Source organism: Streptomyces sp. XM83C (assembly GCF_023072675.1).
In the GTDB taxonomy this organism is placed as follows: Bacteria; Actinomycetota; Actinomycetes; order Streptomycetales; family Streptomycetaceae; genus Streptomyces; species Streptomyces thermocoprophilus.
The window spans coordinates 1-21,903 of record NZ_JALLGL010000076.1; the positions used below are offsets into that span (position 1 = coordinate 1).

The following is a 21,903-nucleotide window of genomic DNA, read 5'->3' on the forward strand; positions in this document are numbered from 1 at the left end:
CGTCTCCACCAGCGCCGCCAGCACCGCCACGAGCCCCCGCCCGCCCGCGTCCACGACCCCGGCGCGTTCCAGCGCGGCCAGCTGCCCGGGCGTGGCGGCGAGGGCGGTGCGGGCGCCTTCGTAGGCGGCGCGGGCCACGGTCCCGCAGTCGCCGTCGGCCCGGTCGGCGGCCTCGGCGGCGGCGGAGGCGACGGTCAGGACGGTCCCCTCGACGGGATGGGCGACGGCCTGCCGGGCGGAGTCGGCGGCGCGGCGCAGGGCGAGGCGCAGGGCCCGCCCGTCGGCGGGGGCGGTGTCGGCGAGGACCTGGGCCATGCCCCGCAGGAGCTGGGCGAGGATCGTCCCGGAGTTGCCGCGGGCACCGATCAGCGCGCCGTGGGCCATGGCCCGGACGGCGTCGGTGAGCGAGGGGCCGGCGCCGGCGGTCTCGTACCCGGCGAACACGGCTTCGACGGCCGCCGCTGCGGACTCCACGGTGAAGTACAGGTTGGTGCCGGTGTCCCCGTCGGCGACGGGGTAGACGTTGATCGCGTCGATCTCCTCGCGGGCCCGCCCGAGCGCGTCCAGTGCGAGGCCGCACCAGGTGCGCACCGCGAGAGCATCGAAGAATGTCTGCGGCACCTGCGCCACCTGCGCCTCCTTGAGCTCCGGACGTGGGACGCAGCGTAGACCTCGGGGTGGTGCCCTCCGGAAGAGGGCCGGGGGCGGGCCTCTGAGCTGCCATGGTAGTTTCGTTGTACTGGCGCAGTCGTTGTATGCTGCTCCGGTTGCCCGATCCGATCGGGCGTATTTCCCCTGGCAACGCCACTCCGGTCTCAGGTCGACTAAAGTCCTGGGATCGCGATCCCGGCATGCCGGGATCGACCGTAAGTGCATCTGAAGTCTTTGGAGTGACCCGTGGCTGCCAACTGCGACGTCTGCGGCAAGGGGCCGGGCTTCGGCAACAACATCTCGCACTCGCACCGCCGTACGTCCCGTCGCTGGAACCCGAACATCCAGCGTGTGCGTACCGTGGTCGGCGGGACGCCGAAGCGCGTGAACGCTTGCACCTCGTGCATCAAGGCCGGCAAGGTCTCGCGCTGACGCTCACCCCCCAGGCTCTCGGCTCCGCTCGAGCAGGGGGGACCCCCATCATCGCGCGGCCACTGCCCGGTCAGCATCGAGCCGGTCCACCGAGTGTGGACCGGCTTTTTGCATGCCCCCGCGCTCAGCCGTCCCGCCGGGTCCGCCACGCGTGATCGACCGGGCCGATCCCGGCACCGAGGGCGAACCCGGCCGCGATGGCGCCGGTGACGTACTCTTTCGCCTCGGTGACCGCCTCCGGCACTGTCAGGCCCTTGGCGAGCCCGCACGCCACGGCGGAGGCGAGGGTGCAGCCGGTGCCGTGGGTGTGCCGGTTGTCGTGGCGGGGTGCGCGCAGCCAGTGCTCCTCGGAGCCGTCGGTCAGCAGGTCCACGGCGTCCCCCGCGAGATGGCCGCCCTTGATCAGCACCCACCGCGGCCCGTACCCCAGCATCGCGTCCGCGGCCTTGCGCAGGTCCCGTTCGGACTCGACACGGACGCCGGTGAGTTGCGCGACCTCGTCGAGGTTGGGGGTGGCGACGGTGGCCGCCGGGAGCAGCGCGGTGCGGACCGAGTCCAGCGCGGAGGCGGCGAGAAGCGGGTCGCCGTGCTTGGAGACGCCGACCGGGTCGACGACCGCCGGGGCGTCCGTCGCGGCGATCAACTCGGCGACGGTGCGGACGAGTTCGGCGGAGGCCAGCATTCCGGTCTTCACGGCCTGGACGCCGATGTCGTCGACGACGCTGCGGTACTGGGCGCGGACGGCGTCGGCGGGCAGCTCCCACGCGCCCTGCACGCCGAGGGAGTTCTGCGCGGTGACCGCGGTGATCACGCTCATGCCGTGGGTGCCGAGCGCGAGCATGGTCTTCAGGTCGGCCTGGATGCCGGCGCCGCCGCCGGCATCGGAGCCGGCGACGGTGAGGACGCGGGGCGGGGCGGTCACGACTCGATGTCCCCGAAGTGGTCCCAGCCGCCCTTGCGGGTCCAGGGGGCGCCGTCCACGGTGACCTGGGGCAGCGCGGAGGGGTTGAGGACCTCGCCGATGACCTTCCAGCGGGCGGGCAGTTTCACGTCGGGCGGGAACGTCGCGACGATCGCGTGGTCCTCGCCGCCGGTCAGCACCCATTGCAGCGGGTCCACGCCGACGGCCTGCCCGATGTCGTTCATCTGGGTGGGGATGTCGATCGCGCCGGAGCGGATGTCGATACGGACCTTGCTGGCCTCGGCGATGTGCCCGAGGTCGGCGATGAGCCCGTCGCTGACGTCGCACATCGCGGTGGCGCCGAGCGCGGCGGCGGCCGGACCCGCGTGGTAGGGCGGCTCGGGGCGGCGGTGGGCCTCGACGAAGGCGCGCGGCGAGCGGAAGCCGCGGGACAGCACGGCGTACCCGGCGGCGGACCAGCCGAGCCAGCCGGTGACGGCGACGAGGTCGCCGGGCTGGGCGCCGGCGCGCGTGACGGGCTCCTGGTTGCGCAGGTCGCCGAGCGCGGTGATGGACACGGTGATGGTCTCACCGCGTACGACGTCACCGCCGACGACGGCGGCCCCCGCGACCTGGCACTCGTCGCGCAGCCCGTCCATCAGCTCCGTCGGCCAGGTCACGGGCAGTTCGGCGGGGACGACCAGGCCGAGCAGCAGCGCGGTGGGCACGGCGCCCATCGCTGCGATGTCGGCGAGGTTCTGCGCGGCGGCCTTGCGGCCGACGTCGTAGGCCGTGGACCAGTCGCGGCGGAAGTGCCTGCCCTCCACGAGGATGTCGGTGCTGGCCACGACCCGGCGGTCGGGCGCGGCCACCACCGCGGCGTCGTCGCCGGGGCCCACCCGGACCGCCGGGGTGGTGGTGAGACGGGAGGTGAGCTCCCTGATGAGCCCGAACTCCCCGAGCTCACCAACAGTGCCCTTCATCGCCCTTGCTCCCCTTCTGCCTCTGTCCGATCCCGGTCGCGCACGACCAGTGTCCTCGATACGGTCGTTGTGACGGCCGCCGGGACCGCCGGTTTCCGGTGCCTGTGCACCCCGGCACGCGGGTGCCGGGTCCCGCGGGTCTCCCCGTGGCGACCGGCGACGCGATACCGTGGCGTTCCTTTTCCCCACATGATCCTCGTGGCCGCCCTGGAGGTTCCGTGGTACAGGCGTACATCCTGATCCAGACGGAAGTCGGCAAAGCGTCGTCCGTCGCCGACACGATCAGCAAGATCCCTGGAGTCATCCAGGCCGAGGACGTCACAGGACCGTACGACGTCATCGTCCGGGCCCAGGCCGACACCGTCGACGACCTGGGCCGCATGGTGGTCGCCAAGGTCCAGCAAGTGGACGGCATCACCCGCACCCTGACCTGCCCGGTCGTTCATCTGTAGCCCCCGTCTACCCTTGGCCGGTGAGCATTTTCCGTCACCGGCCCCTCGGCCTGCCCGCGCTCGTCCTGCTGGTCGCCACCGCGGGCTGCTCAACGGCAGACGACAGCGCGGCGGCTGCGGTTCCCTCGCCGGGGGCCGAGGCATCCGGGCTGTGCCGGAACCTGGACCGGGCTCTGCCGTCCGAGGTGGACGGTCAGGACCGCCGGGATCCCGCGCCCGCGTCCGCGTTGACCGCGGGGTGGGGGGACCCGGCGATCATACTGCGCTGCGGTGTGGAACGGCCCGCCGAGATGAACGACGAGGACGCCGACGGCGTCGAGGTGGACGGCGTCGGCTGGCTGTTGCAGAAGCAGCGGGACGGTTCGTTCCGGTTCACCACGACGCTGCGGAAGGCGTACGTCGAGGTGACGATCCCCGCCGCCCGCGTCGAGAACGGCATGGCCCCTCTGGTGGACCTGGCGCCGGCCGTGAAGAAGGCGATCCCCGAAGGGATCGCCGACTAGTCGTGTCCGGCGCCGGAACGGTTCAGCGCAGTCCGGTGGAGCGGCGCAGTGCCGCCTGGACGAGGCGGTCCACCAGCTCCGGGTAGGAGATGCCGGTCGCCTGCCACATCTGCGGGTACATGGAGATCGGCGTGAAACCGGGCATCGTGTTGATCTCGTTGATCACGAACTCGCCGTCCTCGGTGAGGAAGAAGTCCGCGCGGACCAGACCCTCGCAGGACGCCGCCTCGAACGCCTCCACCGCGAGCCGCCGTACCTCCGCGGTCTCCTCGTCGGTGAGCGGCGCCGGGACGATGCCGGGCGTGGAGTCGATGTACTTGGCCTCGAAGTCGTAGTAGGCGTGCGCGTCCGGCGGCGGGATCTCCGCCGGTACGGAGGCACGCGGGCCGTCCTCGAACTCCAGGACACCGCACTCGATCTCACGGCCCCGCAGTGCGGCCTCCACGAGGATCTTCGGGTCGTGCCGCTGCGCCTCGGCGATCGCCTCGTCCAGACCGGACAGGTCGTCGACCTTGGTGATGCCGATGGAGGAGCCGGCGCGGGCGGGCTTCACGAACAGCGGCCAGCCGTGCTCACCGGCGAAGTCGACGATCTTCTTGCGGGCGGCGGACTCGTCCTGCTGCCACTCGCGGGGCCGGATCACCACGTACGGGCCGACCTTGAGCCCGAAGGAGGTGAACACCCGCTTCATGTACTCCTTGTCCTGGCCGACGGCCGAGGCGAGCACCCCCGAGCCCACGTACGGCACGCCGGACAGCTCGAGGAGGCCCTGGAGGGTGCCGTCCTCGCCGTAGGGGCCGTGCAGCACCGGGAAGACCACGTCGACCTCGCCGAGGGCCTTGGGCACGGAGCCGGGTTCGCTGTAGACGACCTCGCGGCTGGCGGGGTCGACGGGGAGCACCACGCCGCCCTCGCCGGACTCGGCGAGCTCCTCGACGCGGGGCGTACGGCGATCGCTGATCGCCATGCGCTCCGGTTCGTCGGCCGTGAGCGCCCACCGGCCGTCCTGAGTGATGCCGATCGGCAGGACGTCGTACTTCGTCCGGTCGATGGCCTTGAGGACGGCGCCGGCGGTGACCACGGAGATCCCGTGTTCGGAGCTGCGCCCACCGAACACGACGGCCACACGCGGCTTGCGGGGCTGCTGCTCAGGGCTCTGGGGGAGGTTCTCGGTGCTCATATCGCGATGAGCGTACCCGTCCGTAGGGCGCGAGTCAGCGTCCGGCGCCGCCTGCTCGCTCAGCGTCGCTCGGGCTTCGCACTGCGCGACATCAGCTCCTTCACGGCGACCACCGGGGGCTTGCCCTCGTGGACGATCGCGACGACCGTCTCGGTGATCGGCATGTCGACGCCGTGCCGACGGGCCAGATCCAGCACCGACTCGCAGGACTTGACGCCCTCGGCGGTCTGCTTGGTGACCGCGATGGTCTCCTGGAGGGTCATGCCCTTGCCGAGGTTGGTGCCGAAGGTGTGGTTGCGCGACAGCGGCGAGGAGCAGGTCGCGACGAGGTCGCCGAGGCCGGCGAGACCGGAGAAGGTGAGCGGGTCGGCGCCCATGGCGAGACCGAGCCGGGTGGTCTCGGCGAGGCCGCGGGTGATGAGGGAGCCCTTGGCGTTGTCGCCGAGGCCCATGCCGTCCGCGATGCCGACGGCGAGGCCGATGACGTTCTTCACGGCGCCGCCCAGTTCGCAGCCGACGACGTCGGTGTTGGTGTACGGCCGGAAGTACGGCGTGTGGCAGGCGGCCTGGAGGCGCTGGGCGACGGCCTCGTCGGTGCAGGCGACGACGGCGGCGGCGGGCATCCGCGCGGCGATCTCGCGGGCCAGGTTGGGCCCGGTGACGACGGCGACCCGCTCGGGGCCGGCCTTGGCGACGTCCGCGATGACCTCGCTCATCCGCATGGTGGTGCCGAGTTCGACGCCCTTCATCAGGGAGACGAGCACGGTGCCCGGCGCGAGCAGCGGCGTCCAGGCGGCGAGGTTGGCGCGCAGGGTCTGCGAGGGCACGGCGAGGACGGTGAAGTCGGCGTCGGCGAGGGCCTCGGCCGCGTCGGCGGTGGCGCGGACGTTCTCCGGGAGTTCGACGCCCGGCAGGTAGTCGGGGTTGGTCCTGGTGGAGTTGACCGCGTCGGCGACCTCGGCGCGGCGCGCCCACAGGGTGACGTCGCAGCCGGCGTCGGCGAGGACCATGGCGAAGGCGGTCCCCCAGGAGCCGGTGCCCATGACGGCGGCCCGGACGGGTGTGCTCACGTGCCCTGCCCTTCCGCCCGCGTGCCGGGTGTCTCGGTGCGTGTCTGGGTCTCGCCGCGGGCCGGGCCCTTGGCCCGGTCCCTGGCCTGCTGCTCGGTGCGGCGGCGCTGCTCGATGCGCTCACGGCGCGGGTCGTACCGCGTCTCGGGCGCCTTCTCGCCGCGGATCTCCTCCAGCTGGCGGGTGATGGCGTCCATGATGGCCTCGGTGGCCTCCTTGAGGACCTCCGCGGTCATCTCCTGGTCGTAGAACCGGGAGAGGTCCACGGGCGGGCCGGCGAGGACGTGGTGCGTCTTGCGCGGCAGGAGGTTCGGCTTCTTGGCGTACGGCGGCAGCAGTTCGTTGCAGCCCCACTGGGCGACCGGGATGACCGGGCATTTGGTCTGGAGGGCGACACGGGCGGCGCCGGTCTTGCCGGTCATGGGCCAGCCGTCGGGGTCGCGGGTGAGGGTGCCCTCGGGGTAGAAGGCGACGCACTCACCGCGCTCGACGGCCTCGATGGCGGCGCGGAACGCGCTGAGGGCGTCGGTGGACTCGCGGTAGACGGGGATCTGCCCGGTGCCGCGCATCGCCGCGCCGACGAAGCCCTTCTTGAAAAGCCCGCTCTTCGCCAGAAAACGCGGAACCCGTCCGGTGTTGTACTGGAAGTGCGCGTACGCGAAGGGGTCGACGTGCGAATTGTGGTTCACCACGGTGATGAATCCGCCCTCGGCCGGAATGTGCTCCATTCCGCGCCAGTCCCGCTTGAGCAGAGCCACCAGCGGGGGTTTGCAGATCACTGCGGCGAAGCGGTACCAGAAGCCGATTCTGCGGCGGGGCACGCGAACACCTTCCTGTCGAGCTGCCACCGGGGGCCCGGGGGCCGCACAAGTGTCGCCCCAGGCCGCCGGTCTGTCGAGAACACCGTACGCCCCGCCGTCCCGGCTGCCGGATCGTCCCGGTGACAGCTGGGTGACAATGGCCGCGACACGGAAGGGGCGGTACGTCGGTGCAGTGGACCTTGGTCATCCCCTTGAAGCCCTTGGCGCAGGCCAAGAGCCGACTCGCGGACACGGCGCCCGGCGATACGCGCCCGGGTCTGGCGCTGGCGTTCGCGCAGGACACGGTGGCCGCGGCGCTGGCCGCGCCGGGGGTGCGGGATGTGGCGGTCGTCACGGGGGACGCGCGGGCAGGTCGCGCGCTGGCGGAGCTGGGCGCGCGGATCGTCGCCGACGAGCCGGGCGGCGGGCTGAACGTCGCACTGGCGCACGCCGAGGCGGTCGTACGCGCCGGACGCCCCGGCGGGGCGGTGGCCGCCCTCAACGCGGATCTTCCGGCGCTGCGGCCGGCGGAATTGGCGCGTGTGCTGGAGGCGGCCGGGGAATTCCCGCGCGCTTTCCTGCCGGACGCACCGGAAATCGGCACGACGTTCCTGTCGGCGGCGCCCGGTCACGCTTTGCGGCCGGAGTTCGGCGCGGATTCCCGGGTACGGCACCGGCGGTCGGGGGCGGTGGAACTGTCGCCGGCCGGGGTGGATTCCGTGCGCCGGGACGTGGACACGGGCGACGACCTCAGGGCGGCGCTGGCACTGGGCGTGGGTCCGCACACGGCGGCGGCGTCGGCGGGACTGGCGGCGCAGGGCTGCTGAGGGGGCGGGCCGGAGCCCTTCGGCTGGTTCCGGGCGCTGCTGGGCCGAGGCGACGGGGCGGTGCAGGGCCGGGGCGTTGCGGGATCGCGGCGGGTGCCCCTTCGGGCGCAGTAGGCTCGGCGCATGCAGGCGACCGCATACACGTACGACCCGGACACCCGTTCCGGACAGGTGCTGCTCGACGACGGCACCCCTGTCCCCTTCGACGCGCAGGCCTTCGACGCGGGCGGGCTGCGGCTGCTGCGTCCCGGGCAGCGGGTGCGCATCGAGACACAGGGCGAGGGTGCGTCCCGCAGGGTCACCCTGGTCACGCTCCAGACGTTCTGACGCTCCCGCCCCTGGGCCCTTGGCCCGCGCGGCCCGGCGGCGGGCCGGTCCCCGCACGTTCCCCGGGCACACCGCGGGCCGGGCTCCCTGGGGAGTCCGGCCCGGCGCGTGAGTGTCCCTGCGGTCCGCGGTTCAGCGGGCGGTGGTCTTCTTGGCGGTGGTCTTGCGAGCCGTCGACTTCTTGGCGGGGGCCTTCTTGGCGGTCGCCTTCTTCGCCGGGGCCTTCTTGGCCGCCGTCTTCTTCGCGGTGGCGGTCTTCTTCGCCGCGCTGGTCTTCTTGGCGGCGGCGGTGGTCTTCTTCGCCGGGGCCTTCTTGGCGGTGGTCTTCTTCGCGGCTGCCGTGGTCTTCTTGGCGGTGGTCTTCTTCGCCGTGGTCTTCTTGGCGGCGGCCGTCTTGGTGGTGGCCTTCTTCGCGGCGGCCTTCTTGACCGTGGCGGTGGCCCCGCCGCTCAGGCTGCCCTTGGGGGCCTTCTTGACGGCGATGTCACCCTTCGGGAGCTTCTTCGACCCGCTGACCAGGTCTTTGAAGCCCTGTCCGGCGCGGAAACGCGGAACGGACGTCTTCTTGACCCGAACCCGCTCGCCCGTCTGGGGGTTGCGGGCGTAGCGGGCGGGGCGGTCGACCTTCTCGAAGGAACCGAACCCGGTGACCGAGACCCGGTCACCAGCGACGACCGCGCGGACGATGGCGTCCAGGACCGCGTCGACAGCATCGGCGGCCTGCTGGCGGCCACCCATCTTGTCGGCAATCGCTTCTACGAGCTGCGCCTTGTTCACGTCTTCCCCTTCGGAGACATTGCCCGAACGAAAGTGTTCAAGCTTTTTCGCACGTTAGGCAGATATATACCGCAAATCAAACACGAAACGGGCTTATCACCCGTGCGCCGCAACGAACTCGGCTGTCTCGGACGTGATCAGCGGTCCTCTTCAGGGAGCCGCCCCGCGTCCAGGTCCGCCATGAACCCCTCCAGACGCCTTGCCGCACCGGCGAGATCGTGTTTGGCCGCGGCCGTAATGACCAGCAGCTTCCGGGTCAGCGCCATCCGTACGCTCTCCGGGACTTGCAGTGCGCGCACTGAGGCGTGCGCTTGTTTGAGTCGGTCCGCGACTGCCGCGTAGAGCTCGAGTTGGCCGTCGTGTCCCATGCACAGATTGTGCCATCTGGGGCGAGTTGTCGCCCGCCCAGGGGGCAACTGCCGCCTCGTACGGGCGTTCCGACACCATGCGAAGCAGCGCCCAGAGGCCTCGGGCGGGACGGCAACTTCGCACGCCAGAAGGGGAGTTGGGGATCGGCGACATGGCGCGCACGGCCGTACGGGCCCAGACACGCCTGTACCCCCGATCGGGCTCGATCGGGGGTACAGAAGGGGTGTCGCGGTGGCCGAAAGTCGCCCTGCGTCCGGCCTTCCGGGGCACCGGATCCGGCCGGATCCGGTGCCGCCGTCCGGGGAACGCCGGGCGACTTGGTTCAGACCTGCAGCGTGCGCGGCTTGTACGACGGACGCTTCTGCTCGTACGCGGCGATGTCCGCCTCGTTCCGCAGCGTGATGGAGATGTCGTCGAGGCCGTTCAGCAGCCGCCAGCGGGAGTTCTCGTCCAGCTCGAAGGAGGCGGTGATGCCCTCGGCGCGCACCTCGCGCGCCTGAAGGTCCACCGTGACCTCGGCCGTGGGGTCGGCCTCGGTCAGCGCCCACAGCGCGTCCACGGTCTTCTGCTCCAGAACGACCGTGAGCAGGCCGTTCTTCAGCGAGTTGCCGCGGAAGATGTCGGCGAAGCGGGAGGAGATCACGGCCTTGAAGCCGTAGTTCTGGAGCGCCCAGACGGCATGCTCACGGGAGGAGCCGGTGCCGAAGTCGGGGCCGGCGACCAGCACCGTGGCGCCCTGCCGCTCGGGCCGGTTGAGGACGAACTCGGGGTCCTTGCGCCAGGCCTCGAACAGCCCGTCCTCGAACCCGTCCCGCGTGACCTTCTTCAGCCAGTGAGCAGGGATGATCTGGTCGGTGTCGACGTTGGAGCGGCGCAGCGGGACGGCCCGGCCGGTGTGCGTGGTGAAAGCTTCCATGACTGATCAGACTCCAGCGGGCGTACGGGTGGCGGCGTCGGTGAGGTCGGCCGGGGAGGCCAGATGGCCCAGGACCGCCGTGGCGGCCGCGACCTGCGGCGATACCAGGTGGGTACGGCCGCCCTTGCCCTGCCGGCCCTCGAAGTTGCGGTTGGAGGTGGAGGCGGAACGCTCGCCCGGCGCCAGCTGGTCCGGGTTCATGCCGAGGCACATGGAGCAGCCCGCGTGCCGCCACTCGGCGCCGGCCTCCTTGAAGACGACGTCCAGGCCCTCGGCGACGGCCTGCAGACCCACCCGCGCGGAGCCGGGGACGACCAGCATCCGTACGCCGTCGGCGACTTTGCGGTCCTTCAGGATCTCGGCGGCGGCGCGCAGGTCCTCGATGCGGCCGTTGGTGCAGGAGCCTACGAAGACCGTGTCGACCTTGATGGAGCGCAGCGGCTGACCGGCCTCCAACCCCATGTACTCCAGGGCCTTTTCGGCGGCCAGGCGCTCCGAGGCGTCTTCGTACGAAGCCGGGTCGGGGACGTTCGCCGAAAGCGGCGCGCCCTGGCCGGGGTTGGTGCCCCAGGTGACGAACGGCGACAGTTCGGCGGCGTCGATCACGACCTCGGCGTCGAACTCGGCGTCGTCGTCGGTGCGCAGCGTCCGCCAGTACTCGACGGCCGCGTCCCAGTCGGCGCCCTGCGGGGCGTGCGGGCGGTCCTTGAGGTAGGCGAACGTGGTCTCGTCGGGGGCGATCATGCCCGCGCGGGCGCCGGCCTCGATGGACATGTTGCAGATGGTCATGCGGGCTTCCATCGAGAGCTTCTCGATGGCGGAGCCGCGGTACTCCAGGACGTAGCCCTGGCCGCCGCCGGTGCCGATCCTCGCGATGATCGCCAGGATCAGGTCCTTGGCGGTGACGCCCTCGGGCAGCTCGCCGTCGACGGTGATCGCCATGGTCTTGGGGCGGGCCATGGGCAGAGTCTGGGTGGCCAGCACATGCTCGACCTGCGAGGTGCCGATGCCGAACGCCAGCGCGCCGAAGGCGCCGTGCGTGGAGGTGTGGGAGTCGCCGCAGACCACGGTCATACCGGGCTGGGTCAGGCCCAGCTGGGGGCCGACGACGTGCACGACGCCCTGCTCGACGTCGCCGAGCGGGTGCAGCCGTACCCCGAACTCGGCGCAGTTCTTGCGCAGCGTCTCCAACTGGGCGCGGGAGACGGGGTCGGCGATGGGCTTGTCGATGTCGAGGGTCGGGGTGTTGTGGTCCTCGGTCGCGATGGTGAGGTCGAGGCGGCGCACCTTGCGTCCGCTCTTGCGGAGGCCGTCGAAGGCCTGCGGGCTGGTCACCTCGTGCAGCAGGTGCAGATCGATGTAGAGGAGGTCGGGCTCGCCCTCGGCGCGCCGGACGACGTGGTCGTCCCAGACCTTCTCCGCGAGTGTCCTACCCATCGCTTTCCCTCCGGCCGGGGATCTTGTCCGCCGACCCAACTAGAGATCTTGAGGCGGCGGATGTCCGCGCCCTGCGTCCGGACGGCCGCCACCAGGCCCGTTGATCCGCGGGCCGCTGTGCCTTCGCGCCTCCAGAGTGGCGCGTTCCACGGAAATACGTACTTGCGTTTCACAGAGTGAGACGCGAGTATCGTTGCATGGACAACAGTAGCGGCGTCGGCGTTCTGGACAAGGCGGCCCTCGTCCTGAGCGCTCTGGAGTCCGGTCCGGCCACCCTCGCGGGTCTGGTCACGGCCACCGGACTGGCACGACCCACGGCCCACCGCCTGGCCGTGGCGCTGGAACACCACCGCATGGTGGCACGGGACATGCAGGGCCGGTTCATTCTCGGCCCGCGTCTGGCAGAACTGGCCGCGGCGGCCGGTGAGGACCGGCTGCTGGCGACGGCGGGCCCGGTGCTCACCCACCTCCGTGACGTCACGGGCGAGAGCGCGCAGCTCTACCGTCGGCAGGGCGACATGCGTATCTGTGTCGCCGCGGCGGAGCGGCTGTCGGGGCTCAGGGACACGGTCCCGGTCGGTTCGACGCTCACGATGAAGGCCGGCTCGTCCGCGCAGATCCTCATGGCGTGGGAGGAACCGGAGCGGCTGCACCGCGGTCTGCAGGGCGCCCGTTTCACGGCGACGGCCCTGTCGGGCGTACGGCGCCGCGGCTGGGCGCAGTCGATCGGCGAGCGCGAGCCGGGCGTGGCGTCCGTCTCGGCGCCGGTGCGCGGCCCGTCCAACCGCGTGGTGGCCGCCGTGTCGGTGTCGGGCCCGATCGAGCGTCTGACGCGTCACCCCGGCCGTATGCACGCGCAGGCCGTCATCGACGCGGCGGCTCGCCTGTCGGAGGCCCTGCGCCGCTCCGGCTGACCGATCCGTGGTGGTGCGGAGGGCCTGCCCCAACGCCGCGACAGGCCCTCCGCCACTCCCCCCGGTCAGCCGGCTTCGTCGACTCTTTCCGCCGCCGCCCCGGAGCGGTACGCGAACCGGTCCCTGGCGAACCGGCCGCGCCGCTCCAGCGGCACCTGCCCGTGCGCCGCGGCCAGCCCGAAGGGCGGCATGTCCGCGTAGATCGCCTCGTAGTTGCCCTCCGGCACGATGTACGCCTCGTGCCAGAGGCCGACCCCGCCCGCGAGCCGTCCGCCCTTCTCCTTGCGGTTGATCAGCGCCCAGACGCGGTGGTGCAGGCCGTCGGGGGCGGTCGCGTAGGCGTACAGCTTCTCCTTGGACTCCCAGTACTGGACCACGTAGTACGTCCGCGGGGAGGCCGTGAGCAGCACATGGGAGAGCAGTCCCCGCTCGGGGGCCTTCTTCAGCTCGGCCAGCATCCGGGGCATGGCGAGCAGCACGGGCAGCCATTCGTGCACCGCCCAGAACCGATTGATCCGCATGCCGATCAGCAGGACGACCACCTCGCCGGTGGCGTCCGCGGTGGCGCGGCTCACTCCTGCACGTTTCGGGCTCATGCTTGGATAGTGCCGGTATCCAACAAGGAGCGCAAGGGATGCGACTGGCCGAGTTGAGCGAGCGCAGCGGGCTGTCCACCGCGACGATCAAGTACTACCTGCGCGAGGGGCTGTTGCCGCCGGGCCGGCAGATCAACCGCACGACGGCCGAGTACGACGAGGAGCATCTGCGCCGGCTGCGGCTGGTGCGGGCGATGGTGCAGGTGGGCGGGTTGCCGGTGGCGACGGTGCGGGAGGTGCTGGGGCACATCGACGACGAGTCCCTGGGCCGTACGGGCCGTCTGCGGTCGGCGACCTGGGCGCTGCCGCAGGTGCCGGAGCCGGACGCGGAGGACGCGTTCGTGCAGGGGGCGACACAGGTGGCGCGCACGCTGCTGGAGCGGCTCGGCTGGTCGTACGCCGCGATGGTGGCCCCGGCGGCGCCGGCGTTCCGCTCACTGGTGGTGGCGCTGGCCACCCTGCGCCGGCTGGGGTACGACTGGGACCCGGAACTGCTGCTGGACTACGCGCGATTGATGCACCGGGCTGCGGTGCTGGACCTGGACTTCGTGGAGACGCAGCCGTCGGAGGCGGAGCTGGTGGAGACGGCGGTGCTGGGCGCGATCCTGGTGGAGCCGATGCTCCAGGCGCTGCACCGGCTGGCGCAGGCGGAGGAGACGGCCCGGCGGTACGGCATCGAATGAGGTCGGCGGGCCGGTGTGCGGGCCGCCGGGGACGCCGACCGGCCCGCGAGCCCGCCGAGGCCCCCGGACACGGCGAAGGCCCCCCAGCGAACTGGAGGGCCTTCGTCCTCTGTACCCCCGACCGGATTCGAACCGGCGCTACCGCCTTGAGAGGGCGGCGTGCTAGGCCGCTACACAACGGGGGCGTGGACTCTGCGTTTCCGCAGGTCCGAGCTGGTCTACCTGGACTCGAACCAAGACTAACTGAACCAGAATCAGTCGTGCTGCCAATTACACCATAGACCAATGATGGTTTAGACCAGTCAGTACCCCCGACCGGATTCGAACCGGCGCTACCGCCTTGAGAGGGCGGCGTGCTAGGCCGCTACACAACGGGGGCCCTAGCGATCCTGCATCGACGACAGTGGGAGCTACCCGGGCTGTCCTCGCGGGAAGGATCTGTACCCCCGACCGGATTCGAACCGGCGCTACTGCCTTGAGAGGGCAGCGTGCTAGGCCGCTACACAACGGGGGCTTTGCAGATAAGCTCTGCGAGCTGGCCTACCTGGACTCGAACCAAGACTAACTGAACCAGAATCAGTCGTGCTGCCAATTACACCATAGGCCACTGGAACTCAAGCCCCTGCGGGGGATCTCGTTCTAGTCTGCTCCTCCGGGTCCCGGCCTTTCGGCCCGCTCCCCGGCGGCGCAGGAAGAACATTACCTGAAGGTCGACCGGGCTCCAAAACGGGTATCGGCGCCGAGCACCGCCGGGAGTTCGGCGAGGCCGGCGATCCGGTGGACGCCCTGGGGCGCGTCACCGCCGGTGAGGGACCCGTCACGGTCGATCCACACCGACAGCAGTCCGGCCTCGGCGGCGCCGCGCCCGTCGATCTCCGGGTGGTCACCGACGTAGGCGACCTGGTGCGGGGCGAGACCGAGGGCCGTGCACGCGGCGTGGAAGGCGGCGGCCTCGGGTTTGGATACGCCCAGCTCGGCCGCGCAAAGGATCGTCTCGAAGCGGTCGTACACGCCGAGGACGCGCAGCTTGCGGTCCTGGACGGTGAGGCTGGAGTTGGACAGCACCGCGTGCCGGTAGCCGCCGGCGAGGGCGTCCAGGGCGGGCAGCACGTCCGGGAACAACGCCCAGGCGGCCTCGTAGTGACCGATGTAACGCTCGAACCAGGCATCGGCCTCGGCGTCGCTCAGCTCGGCGCCGAGGAAGGTGCGCACCCGGTCGCGCCGCTGTCCCTCCCAGCTCACCTCGCCCGCCGCGAAGCGGCCCCAGTGCAGCTCGGTGGCCTCCTTCCAGCGGGCGAGGGCCGCCTCGGCCGTGGCGTACGTCTCCAGCAGCCCCTCGGCGACCAGATGCGCGTTCATCCCCGCCCGGTCGGCGCTCGTGTAGTCGAACAGCGTGTCGTCGACGTCCCACACCACGGCCTCGATCCCCATGGGGCGACCCTAGCCCGCCCCGCGACGGGATCAGGCCGGGGTGCCCGCGAGAACGCCCGAGGGGCGGGGCCGTACCGGCCGCCGCCCCTCGGGGTCACAGGTCGTGCACGCTCACGCGGTGAGCTTCGCCAGGGCCGCGTCGATCCTGGCCAGGGACTTCTCCTTGCCCAGGACCTCCAGGGACTCGAACAGGGGCAGTCCGACGGTGCGGCCGGTGACGGCCACGCGGACCGGGGCCTGGGCCTTGCCGAGCTTGAGCCCGTGCGCCTCGCCGGCGGCCAGGACGGCCTCCTTCAGCGACTCCGGCGAGGTCCAGTCGGCGGCCTCGAGCTTCTCGCGGGCGGTGCGCAGCAGGGCGTCCGAGCCCTCCTTCATCGCCTTGTTCCAGGAGCCCTCGTCGAAGACCGGCTCGGCGAGGAAGAGGAAGTCGACGTTGTCGGTGATCTCCGACAGGACCTTCACGCGGGTCTGCGCGTGCGGGGCGATCGCCTGCCACTTGGCCTCGTCGAAGTCCTCCGCCGCCCAGGGCGCGAAGGGGGCCTTGAGCCAGGGGCGGCAGCGCTCGGCGAAGTCCTTCACGTCGAGCATGCGGATGTGGTCGGCGTTGATCGCCTCGCACTTCTTCAGGTCGAAGCGGGCCGGGTTGGGGTTGACGTCCTTCACGTCGAAGGCAGCGACCATCTCCTCGACGGAGAAGATGTCCTGGTCGGCGCTGAGGGACCAGCCGAGCAGGGAGAGGTAGTTGAGCAGGCCCTCGGGGAGGAAGCCCTGCTCGCGGTAGAGGTTCAGGGAGGACTGCGGGTCGCGCTTGGAGAGCTTCTTGTTGCCCTCGCCCATCACGTACGGCAGATGGCCGAAGTGCGGGATGTCCTTGGCGATGCCCAGCTCGATCAGCGCCTTGTACAGGGCGATCTGGCGGGGGGTGGAGGAGAGCAGGTCCTCGCCGCGCAGGACGTGGGTGATCTCCATCAGCGCGTCGTCGACCGGGTTGACCAGGGTGTACAGCGGGGCGCCGTTGGCGCGGACGATGCCGTAGTCCGGGACGTTCTCCGGGGTGAAGGTCAGCTCGCCGCGGACGAGGTCGGTGAAGGTGATCGTCTCGTCGGGCATCCGGAAGCGGACGATGGGCTGCCGGCCCTCGGCCTGGTACCGCGCGATCTGCTCGTCGGTCAGCTCGCGGCAGTGGCCGTCGTAGCCGGAGGGCCGGCCGGCGGCGCGGGCGGCCTCGCGGCGGCTGTCCAGCTCCTCCTGGGAGCAGTAGCAGTGGTAGGCGTAGCCGCCGTCGAGGAGCTTGCGCGCGACGTCGGCGTAGATGTCCATGCGCTGCGACTGGCGGTAGGGGGCGTGCGGGCCGCCGACCTCGGGGCCCTCGTCCCAGTCGAAGCCGAGCCAGCGCATCGCGTCGAGCAGCTGGTTGTACGACTCCTCGGAGTCGCGGGCGGCGTCGGTGTCCTCGATGCGGAACACCAGGGTGCCCTGGTGGTGGCGCGCGAAGGCCCAGTTGAACAGGGCGGTGCGGACCAGGCCCACATGGGGGTTACCGGTGGGCGAGGGGCAGAAACGGACACGGACTGGGGCGGATGCGCTAGCCACGCTTGACAACCTTGTTGGTGAGAGTGCCGATGCCTTCGATGGTGACGGCGACTTCGTCGCCGACGTTGAGGGGGCCGACTCCGGCCGGGGTGCCGGTGAGGATCACATCGCCGGGGAGCAGGGTCATGGCCTCGGAGATGTTGACGATCAGATCCTCGATGGAGTGGATCATCTCGCTGGTGCGGCCGAGCTGGCGCTGCTCGCCGTTGACGGTGAGCTGGACGGTCAGGTCGGAGGCGGTCTTCAGGTCGATGTCCGTCTCCACCCAGGGGCCGAGCGGGCAGGAGGTGTCGAAGCCCTTGGCGCGGGCCCACTGCTTCTCCCGCTTCTGCACGTCGCGGGCGGTGACGTCGTTGGCGCAGGTGTAGCCGAAGATCACGTCGGCGACGCGTTCGCGCGGGACCTCGCGGCACATGCGGCCGATGACGACGGCCAGCTCGGCCTCGTGGTGGAGGTCCTCGCTGAACGGCGGGTACTGGATGGCGTCGCCGGGGCCGATCACCGAGGTGGACGGCTTGAAGAAGGCGAAGGGCGCGTCGGGGACCTCGTTGCCCAGTTCGCGCGCGTGCTCGGCGTAGTTGCGGCCGAAGGCCACGACCTTGTTGGGGAGCACCGGGGGCAGCAGCCTGACCTTGCTCATCGGCACCTTCGTACCGGACAGCTCATGGTCCGCGAACGGGATGCCCTTGATGATGTCGAGGACGAGCTCGTCCGGCTTGTCGCCCTCGACCGCGCCGAAGGCTACGTTCCCGTCGATGGAGAACCTGGCGATGCGCACGGGATCCTTGCGCCCCTTAACTTGTCACTGAGCTGGCTGGAGTCTGACGCTCCAGGCTAACGCGGGACATACGACGAAGGGCGCCCGTCGTTCGACGGGCGCCCTCGGTGTCCGGGGGAGGTCACTGCGCGGAGCCGGCCGCGACGGGGATCTCCTTGAGGATCGTGCGCTTGGGGTTCGCGGTCTGCGTCGGAAGTTCGACGGGGTGCTCCGGCCGGGCCGGCGTCTGGAGTTCGCCGGTGTCCTTCAGGTGGGCCAGCGTCGTACGGCGCGGGTTGGCGATCCTGTGGAACATCATCGTCGTCTTCACTGTTGAAATGAACCTCGTCGTGTCGGGCGCGGTGGGGGGATCCTGAGCCGGATCAACCTATCCCACGGGCGCGTCATTACCAGACTGTTGCTTTTTGTAAAGCGTCAGATTAAAGGTGCGCATTCCCAGGTGCGGGGTGGAGGGACCATGAGGTCTGTGTGAGTTTGGTCACGATTCGTGACTCAAATCGGTCAATCCAGACTCACGTTCAGCGGCCCCGAAAGGGACATTCCGCCCCTGAAGCTCTCATTCCGCTCCTGATCATGGCGACTGGGACACCTGCCACCACACGACGACCACCCGACGGCTCGTTCTGATCTGTCCGGTTTATGCCCTATCCCTTTGCACACGCCGTGACTTCCCCCTCACGAAATGTCACAGAGGTCACAGGTGGGTCCACGAGCCTTGTTGGAGATCCTGCACTGTGCTGGAATGCCACGGACCGCCGCGGGATCGAGCCGGCGCGCAGGGCGCACACAGCGCCGAGTGGCGGCGAGAAGGGGGAGCCAGCGCCGGTCACTCAAGACCACCCGGGGGGCGTGTTCAGGACGCTCCCCACAACGCCGACACCGCCCTTTCCGTTCACCCGGAGGGGCGCCTGGTCCAGAGGTTGCGACGCTAGTGCAGGGACGTTTCAAGAGGGATGGCAGCGCTTCGGCGGAGCCGGAGCCGCACGGCGGGACTGGCCCCATGGCCGGCAGCTCTTCGCCCCAGCACGCCCAGAACCCGGGCCCGGCCCCGACCGGCGACGCCGGCGACCGCTCCGGACGCCCCGGCGCGTCCGCCACGCCGCCGGGCACCACTCCGCCCACCGCCCCCGTGGTGAAGCCGCCCAAGGGACCCAGCGGCCCCGGCTCACGAATAGCCCTGCGCAACTGGCGCATCTCCACCCGTCTGGTCTCGCTGCTCGCGCTGCCCGTGGTCGCCGCGACCACCCTCGGCGCCCTGCGCATCAACGAGTCCATGGAAGACATGCAGCAGCTCGACAACATGAAGCTGCTGACCGAGATGACCAAGCAGGCCACCGAGCTGGCCGCCGCCCTCCAGGACGAGCGCGACCAGTCCGCCGGTCCCCTCGCCCACAAGAGCACCTCCGACTACACCGTCGCCGGCTACCGCACCCGCACCGACCGGGCCAAGACCAACTTCCTCAAGGCCTCCGACGCCATCGACAAGGCGAGCAACGAGGGCAACCTCCAGGGCGTCCGCGACAGCGTCATCGGCATCGCCCGCGACCTGAACAACCTCGGCACCATCCGGCAGTCCGCCTTCTCCGCCGAGGGCAACGCCACCCAGACCGTCGAGGCCTACCACCGCCTCATCACCCACCTGCTGGACCTCTCCCAGGACATGGCCCAGGCCACCAGCAACCCGGAGATGATCCAGCGCACCCGCGCCCTCGCGGCGTTCTCCTCCGCCAAGGAGTACGCGTCCGTGCAGCGCGCGATCATCGCCGCCGCGCTCCCCGCCAACAACACCACGTTCGGCGACCTGTCGGAGAACGACCGCGCCTACGCCCAGTCGGCGCTGGACACCGAGGCCTCCGAGACCGCCACCTTCGAGGCCATCTACGGCAACGAGCGCGCGGCGGAACTCCTCAAGCCCATCACCAAGGGCAACCCGACCATCGAGGCCACCGACCTGTACGCGAGCCGCGCGCTCAGCGGCAAGGACGGCCTGAAGAAGCTGGACAAGCGGTCCTACCGCGACTGGGTGGACGACAGCTCCACCAAGATCCAGCAGATGAAGAACATCGAGCACCAGCTGCTCGACGAGATGGAGCAGAAGGCGCGCGCCCTGCGGGCCGAGTCCGAGCGCGAGGCGATCATCTCCGGTGCGCTCATCCTGCTCGTCCTCGGCGTGTCCCTGGTCGGCGCGTTCGTCGTGGCCCGCTCCATGATCCGCTCGCTGCGCCGGCTGGAGGAGACCGCCACCAAGGTCGCCTCCGAGCGCCTGCCCGAGCTGGTCAAGCAGCTCTCCGAATCCGACCCGCAGGACGTCGACACGTCCGTGGAGTCCGTCGGTGTGCACTCCCGCGACGAGATCGGCCGCGTGGCCGCGGCCTTCGACGACGTGCACCGCGAGGCGGTCCGCCTCGCCGCCGAGCAGGCCCTGCTGCGGGGCAACGTCAACGCGATGTTCACCAACCTCTCGCGCCGCTCCCAGGGTCTGATCCAGCGCCAGCTGTCCCTCATCTCCGAGCTGGAGTCCCGCGAGGCCGACCCGGACCAGCTGTCCTCGCTGTTCAAGCTCGACCACCTCGCGACGCGTATGCGCCGTAACGGTGAGAACCTCCTCGTCCTCGCCGGTGAGGAGCCCGGCCGGCGCTGGACCCGCCCGGTCCCGCTGGTCGACGTGCTCCGCGCCGCCGCCTCCGAGGTGGAGCAGTACGAGCGCATCGAGCTGGCGTCCGTGCCCGCGACCGAGGTCGCCGGCCGCGTCGTCAACGACCTCGTGCACCTGCTCGCCGAGCTGCTGGAGAACGCGACCTCGTTCTCCTCGCCGCAGACCAAGGTCAAGGTGACCGGTCACGCGCTGCCCGACGGCCGCGTGCTGATCGAGATCCACGACACCGGTATCGGCCTCTCCCCCGAGGACCTCGCGGCGATCAACGAGCGGCTCGCCTCGCCGCCCACCGTGGACGTCTCCGTCTCCCGCCGCATGGGTCTGTTCGTGGTCGGCCGTCTGTCGCAGCGCCACGGCATCCGCATCCAGCTCCGCCCGTCCGACTCCGGCGGTACGACCGCGCTGGTCATGCTGCCCGTGGACGTCGCCCAGGGCGGCAAGAAGCCCCCGGCCAAGCCCGGCCAGGGCGGCTCCGGCGGTCCCGCCGCCGCGCAGGCCGCGGCCGGTGCCGCGGCGGCCCGCCGCCAGGCCCAGCAGGGCGGCGGCGCGCTCGGCGCCGGTGCCGCCGCGGGCGCCGGCCGGCTCGGCGCGGGCCAGGGTCCGCGCGCCGCGCTGCCCGGCCGTGACGGCGGCCGTCCCGGCGGTCCCGGTGCGCCGGGCGGTGCCCGCGGCCCGCAGGGCCCGGGTGCCCCGCAGCAGCGTCCCGCCGCGGCCGGCGCCGGTTTCGGCGGTCAGGCCCCGGCCCCCGCGCAGGGCACGCAGGGCACCGGCACGGGCCGGCCCGGCAACCAGGCCTTCCAGGACGCCGGCGCCCCGCAGGGCCTCCAGGCCGCGGACACCCCGGCGACCGGCCAGGACATGTTCGGCGGCGGACGCCGCAAGCGCGGCGCCGAGGCCCCGGCCGAGCCCCAGGGCCGTCGTGGCGGCCGTCAGCCGCAGCTGCCGCCGCGCGGCGGTGCCCGGGCCGAGCTGCCCGGCGGCCCCGCGCAGCCGCGTACGCCCAGCTGGAGCGACGACGCCGCGCAGCCGGCCGTGCCGCGCGCCTCGCTGGACGCCCCGCGCGGCCACGAGGAGCCGCGCGCCGACGACCGGCAGGGTCCCGGCGCCACCGCGGAGTTCCCGGCGATCGGCGGCGACCGCCAGGGCCCCGGCAGCACCTCCGAGTTCGCCCGCCCGGACTTCGACGCGCCGAGCCCCGCCGGCCGCGGCGGCGACGAGCAGTTCGTGCGCTCCGACGTCTTCGGCGCCCCGGCCGGTCAGAACACCCCGGCCCCCGCGGGTCGCGACGGCCGGCCGCAGCAGGGCTACGACAACGGCTCCACCGGCCAGTTCCCCGCCCAGCGGGGCTACGACAACGCCTCCACCGGTCAGTTCCCGGTCCAGCAGGGCTACGACAACGCCTCCACCGGCCAGTTCGCCGCCCAGCAGGCCTACGACAACGGCTCCACCGGCCAGTACCCGGCGCCCGCCCAGGACATGTCGTCCACCGGGCAGCACGCGCTGCCGGGCGGCCGTACGGACTCCTCCGGCACCGGCCAGTTCGAGCGCCCGCAGACCGGCGGCTACGGCTACCCCCAGCCGGAGCGTCCGGCGCCGCGGCAGCGTCCCGCCCGCCCCGAGCCGGAGG

General features: G+C 71.4%; 23 protein-coding genes and 5 tRNA genes. 8 read left to right on the top strand and 20 right to left on the bottom strand.

Annotated features, from left to right (window positions below):
- The coding region (locus tag MTQ10_RS11440) for a DAK2 domain-containing protein (RefSeq protein ID WP_247465594.1) at positions 1 to 630 on the bottom strand (630 nt) is incomplete at its 3' end.
- 267 nt (positions 631 to 897) lie between these two features.
- Between MTQ10_RS11440 and rpmB the strand changes: the two genes are divergently transcribed.
- Positions 898 to 1,083 carry a 50S ribosomal protein L28 gene (gene rpmB, locus MTQ10_RS11445; RefSeq protein ID WP_003993230.1) on the top strand — a complete coding sequence of 62 codons (186 nt, stop codon included), beginning with the start codon at positions 898 to 900 and terminating at the stop codon, positions 1,081 to 1,083.
- A 124-nt stretch (positions 1,084 to 1,207) separates the two neighbouring features.
- On the opposite strand, the gene thiD is transcribed toward rpmB, so the two are convergent.
- Both thiD and MTQ10_RS11455 read right to left on the bottom strand, forming a co-directional pair.
- On the bottom strand, positions 1,208 to 2,005 hold the full coding sequence (thiD, locus tag MTQ10_RS11450) for a bifunctional hydroxymethylpyrimidine kinase/phosphomethylpyrimidine kinase (protein WP_247465599.1): 798 nt from the start codon (positions 2,003 to 2,005) through the stop codon (positions 1,208 to 1,210).
- Positions 2,002 to 2,967, bottom strand: a complete 966-nt coding sequence (locus tag MTQ10_RS11455) for a thiamine-phosphate kinase (protein WP_247465602.1) — start codon at positions 2,965 to 2,967, stop codon at positions 2,002 to 2,004. The genes thiD and MTQ10_RS11455 overlap by 4 nt, the downstream gene beginning before the upstream one ends.
- A gap of 218 nt (positions 2,968 to 3,185) precedes the next feature.
- Between MTQ10_RS11455 and MTQ10_RS11460 the strand changes: the two genes are divergently transcribed.
- Positions 3,186 to 3,419 (top strand): Lrp/AsnC family transcriptional regulator, encoded by a 234-nt coding sequence (locus tag MTQ10_RS11460; protein WP_189949729.1) that lies wholly within the window; start codon positions 3,186 to 3,188, stop codon positions 3,417 to 3,419.
- 20 nt (positions 3,420 to 3,439) lie between these two features.
- Positions 3,440 to 3,922: a DUF3515 domain-containing protein gene (locus MTQ10_RS11465; protein ID WP_247465605.1), complete on the top strand. Its 483-nt coding sequence runs from the start codon at positions 3,440 to 3,442 to the stop codon at positions 3,920 to 3,922.
- 22 nt (positions 3,923 to 3,944) lie between these two features.
- On the opposite strand, the gene MTQ10_RS11470 is transcribed toward MTQ10_RS11465, so the two are convergent.
- From MTQ10_RS11470 to MTQ10_RS11480, 3 genes are read right to left on the bottom strand one after another with little or no spacing between them, the layout of a single operon-like run.
- Positions 3,945 to 5,102 carry a D-alanine--D-alanine ligase family protein gene (locus MTQ10_RS11470; RefSeq protein ID WP_247465608.1) on the bottom strand — a complete coding sequence of 386 codons (1,158 nt, stop codon included), beginning with the start codon at positions 5,100 to 5,102 and terminating at the stop codon, positions 3,945 to 3,947.
- A gap of 59 nt (positions 5,103 to 5,161) precedes the next feature.
- A complete protein-coding gene (locus MTQ10_RS11475; RefSeq protein ID WP_247465610.1) occupies positions 5,162 to 6,172 on the bottom strand; it encodes an NAD(P)H-dependent glycerol-3-phosphate dehydrogenase in 1,011 nt (336 codons plus the stop codon).
- Positions 6,169 to 6,993: a lysophospholipid acyltransferase family protein gene (locus MTQ10_RS11480; RefSeq protein ID WP_247465614.1), complete on the bottom strand. Its 825-nt coding sequence runs from the start codon at positions 6,991 to 6,993 to the stop codon at positions 6,169 to 6,171. The genes MTQ10_RS11475 and MTQ10_RS11480 overlap by 4 nt, the downstream gene beginning before the upstream one ends.
- A 167-nt stretch (positions 6,994 to 7,160) precedes the next feature.
- Between MTQ10_RS11480 and cofC the strand changes: the two genes are divergently transcribed.
- Together cofC and MTQ10_RS11490 are read left to right on the top strand one after the other, a co-directional pair.
- Entirely contained in the window at positions 7,161 to 7,799 is a 639-nt protein-coding gene (gene cofC / locus MTQ10_RS11485) for a 2-phospho-L-lactate guanylyltransferase (RefSeq protein ID WP_247465617.1), read from the top strand.
- A gap of 123 nt (positions 7,800 to 7,922) precedes the next feature.
- Positions 7,923 to 8,126 carry a hypothetical protein gene (locus tag MTQ10_RS11490; protein ID WP_247465620.1) on the top strand — a complete coding sequence of 68 codons (204 nt, stop codon included), beginning with the start codon at positions 7,923 to 7,925 and terminating at the stop codon, positions 8,124 to 8,126.
- Positions 8,127 to 8,258: 132 nt separating this feature from the next.
- Here MTQ10_RS11490 and MTQ10_RS11495 read toward each other — a convergent pair whose 3' ends face one another.
- The 4 genes from MTQ10_RS11495 to leuC form a co-directional block, all read right to left on the bottom strand.
- Positions 8,259 to 8,903 carry an HU family DNA-binding protein gene (locus MTQ10_RS11495; protein WP_247465622.1) on the bottom strand — a complete coding sequence of 215 codons (645 nt, stop codon included), beginning with the start codon at positions 8,901 to 8,903 and terminating at the stop codon, positions 8,259 to 8,261.
- Between the two features lie 137 nt (positions 8,904 to 9,040).
- Complete coding sequence (locus MTQ10_RS11500; RefSeq protein WP_247465624.1) at positions 9,041 to 9,271, bottom strand: hypothetical protein; 231 nt, start codon at positions 9,269 to 9,271, stop codon at positions 9,041 to 9,043.
- 323 nt (positions 9,272 to 9,594) lie between these two features.
- Positions 9,595 to 10,188: a 3-isopropylmalate dehydratase small subunit gene (gene leuD, locus MTQ10_RS11505; protein WP_247465627.1), complete on the bottom strand. Its 594-nt coding sequence runs from the start codon at positions 10,186 to 10,188 to the stop codon at positions 9,595 to 9,597.
- Positions 10,189 to 10,194: 6 nt separating this feature from the next.
- Positions 10,195 to 11,625: a 3-isopropylmalate dehydratase large subunit gene (gene leuC / locus MTQ10_RS11510; protein WP_247465629.1), complete on the bottom strand. Its 1,431-nt coding sequence runs from the start codon at positions 11,623 to 11,625 to the stop codon at positions 10,195 to 10,197.
- A gap of 197 nt (positions 11,626 to 11,822) precedes the next feature.
- On the opposite strand from leuC, the gene ndgR reads away from it, so the two are divergent.
- Complete coding sequence (gene ndgR / locus MTQ10_RS11515) at positions 11,823 to 12,539, top strand: IclR family transcriptional regulator NdgR (RefSeq protein WP_110631018.1); 717 nt, start codon at positions 11,823 to 11,825, stop codon at positions 12,537 to 12,539.
- A 65-nt stretch (positions 12,540 to 12,604) separates the two neighbouring features.
- On the opposite strand, the gene MTQ10_RS11520 is transcribed toward ndgR, so the two are convergent.
- Positions 12,605 to 13,135 (bottom strand): DUF4188 domain-containing protein, encoded by a 531-nt coding sequence (locus tag MTQ10_RS11520; protein WP_247465631.1) that lies wholly within the window; start codon positions 13,133 to 13,135, stop codon positions 12,605 to 12,607.
- Positions 13,136 to 13,173: 38 nt separating this feature from the next.
- On the opposite strand from MTQ10_RS11520, the gene MTQ10_RS11525 reads away from it, so the two are divergent.
- On the top strand, positions 13,174 to 13,818 hold the full coding sequence (locus tag MTQ10_RS11525; protein ID WP_247465634.1) for a MerR family transcriptional regulator: 645 nt from the start codon (positions 13,174 to 13,176) through the stop codon (positions 13,816 to 13,818).
- Positions 13,819 to 13,930: 112 nt separating this feature from the next.
- Here the strand turns inward: MTQ10_RS11525 and MTQ10_RS11530 are convergent.
- From MTQ10_RS11530 to MTQ10_RS11570, 9 genes are all read right to left on the bottom strand, one after another.
- Positions 13,931 to 14,003, bottom strand: a tRNA-Glu gene (locus tag MTQ10_RS11530).
- Positions 14,004 to 14,031: 28 nt separating this feature from the next.
- Positions 14,032 to 14,103 (bottom strand) — tRNA-Gln (locus tag MTQ10_RS11535).
- 21 nt (positions 14,104 to 14,124) lie between these two features.
- Positions 14,125 to 14,197: transfer RNA gene (locus MTQ10_RS11540), tRNA-Glu, on the bottom strand.
- A gap of 62 nt (positions 14,198 to 14,259) precedes the next feature.
- Positions 14,260 to 14,332: transfer RNA gene (locus MTQ10_RS11545), tRNA-Glu, on the bottom strand.
- A 21-nt stretch (positions 14,333 to 14,353) separates the two neighbouring features.
- A tRNA-Gln gene (locus MTQ10_RS11550) sits at positions 14,354 to 14,425 on the bottom strand.
- Positions 14,426 to 14,517: 92 nt separating this feature from the next.
- On the bottom strand, positions 14,518 to 15,249 hold the full coding sequence (locus tag MTQ10_RS11555; RefSeq protein ID WP_247465639.1) for an HAD family hydrolase: 732 nt from the start codon (positions 15,247 to 15,249) through the stop codon (positions 14,518 to 14,520).
- Between the two features lie 111 nt (positions 15,250 to 15,360).
- Positions 15,361 to 16,842 carry a glutamate--tRNA ligase gene (gene gltX, locus MTQ10_RS11560; RefSeq protein ID WP_247465642.1) on the bottom strand — a complete coding sequence of 494 codons (1,482 nt, stop codon included), beginning with the start codon at positions 16,840 to 16,842 and terminating at the stop codon, positions 15,361 to 15,363.
- Complete coding sequence (locus tag MTQ10_RS11565) at positions 16,835 to 17,620, bottom strand: fumarylacetoacetate hydrolase family protein (RefSeq protein WP_247465661.1); 786 nt, start codon at positions 17,618 to 17,620, stop codon at positions 16,835 to 16,837. The genes gltX and MTQ10_RS11565 overlap by 8 nt, the downstream gene beginning before the upstream one ends.
- Positions 17,621 to 17,741: 121 nt before the next feature.
- Positions 17,742 to 17,930: a hypothetical protein gene (locus MTQ10_RS11570; protein ID WP_247465664.1), complete on the bottom strand. Its 189-nt coding sequence runs from the start codon at positions 17,928 to 17,930 to the stop codon at positions 17,742 to 17,744.
- Between the two features lie 621 nt (positions 17,931 to 18,551).
- Here MTQ10_RS11570 and MTQ10_RS11575 point away from each other — a divergent pair.
- A partial coding sequence (locus MTQ10_RS11575) for a sensor histidine kinase (protein ID WP_247465667.1) occupies positions 18,552 to 21,903 on the top strand: 3,352 nt, incomplete at its 3' end.

What these genes read in the sequence shown, in the direction of transcription:
- MTQ10_RS11455 (WP_247465602.1), bottom strand. Translation starts at nt 2,967, where the DNA reads ATGAAGGGCACTGTTGGTGAGCTCGGGGAGTTCGGGCTCATCAGGGAG.
- MTQ10_RS11470 (WP_247465608.1), bottom strand. Translation starts at nt 5,102, where the DNA reads ATGAGCACCGAGAACCTCCCCCAGAGCCCTGAGCAGCAGCCCCGCAAG.
- MTQ10_RS11490 (WP_247465620.1), top strand. Translation starts at nt 7,923, where the DNA reads ATGCAGGCGACCGCATACACGTACGACCCGGACACCCGTTCCGGACAG.
- MTQ10_RS11500 (WP_247465624.1), bottom strand. Translation starts at nt 9,271, where the DNA reads ATGGGACACGACGGCCAACTCGAGCTCTACGCGGCAGTCGCGGACCGA.
- leuD (WP_247465627.1), bottom strand. Translation starts at nt 10,188, where the DNA reads ATGGAAGCTTTCACCACGCACACCGGCCGGGCCGTCCCGCTGCGCCGC.
- leuC (WP_247465629.1), bottom strand. Translation starts at nt 11,625, where the DNA reads ATGGGTAGGACACTCGCGGAGAAGGTCTGGGACGACCACGTCGTCCGG.
- ndgR (WP_110631018.1), top strand. Translation starts at nt 11,823, where the DNA reads ATGGACAACAGTAGCGGCGTCGGCGTTCTGGACAAGGCGGCCCTCGTC.
- MTQ10_RS11520 (WP_247465631.1), bottom strand. Translation starts at nt 13,135, where the DNA reads ATGAGCCCGAAACGTGCAGGAGTGAGCCGCGCCACCGCGGACGCCACC.
- MTQ10_RS11525 (WP_247465634.1), top strand. Translation starts at nt 13,174, where the DNA reads ATGCGACTGGCCGAGTTGAGCGAGCGCAGCGGGCTGTCCACCGCGACG.
- MTQ10_RS11555 (WP_247465639.1), bottom strand. Translation starts at nt 15,249, where the DNA reads ATGGGGATCGAGGCCGTGGTGTGGGACGTCGACGACACGCTGTTCGAC.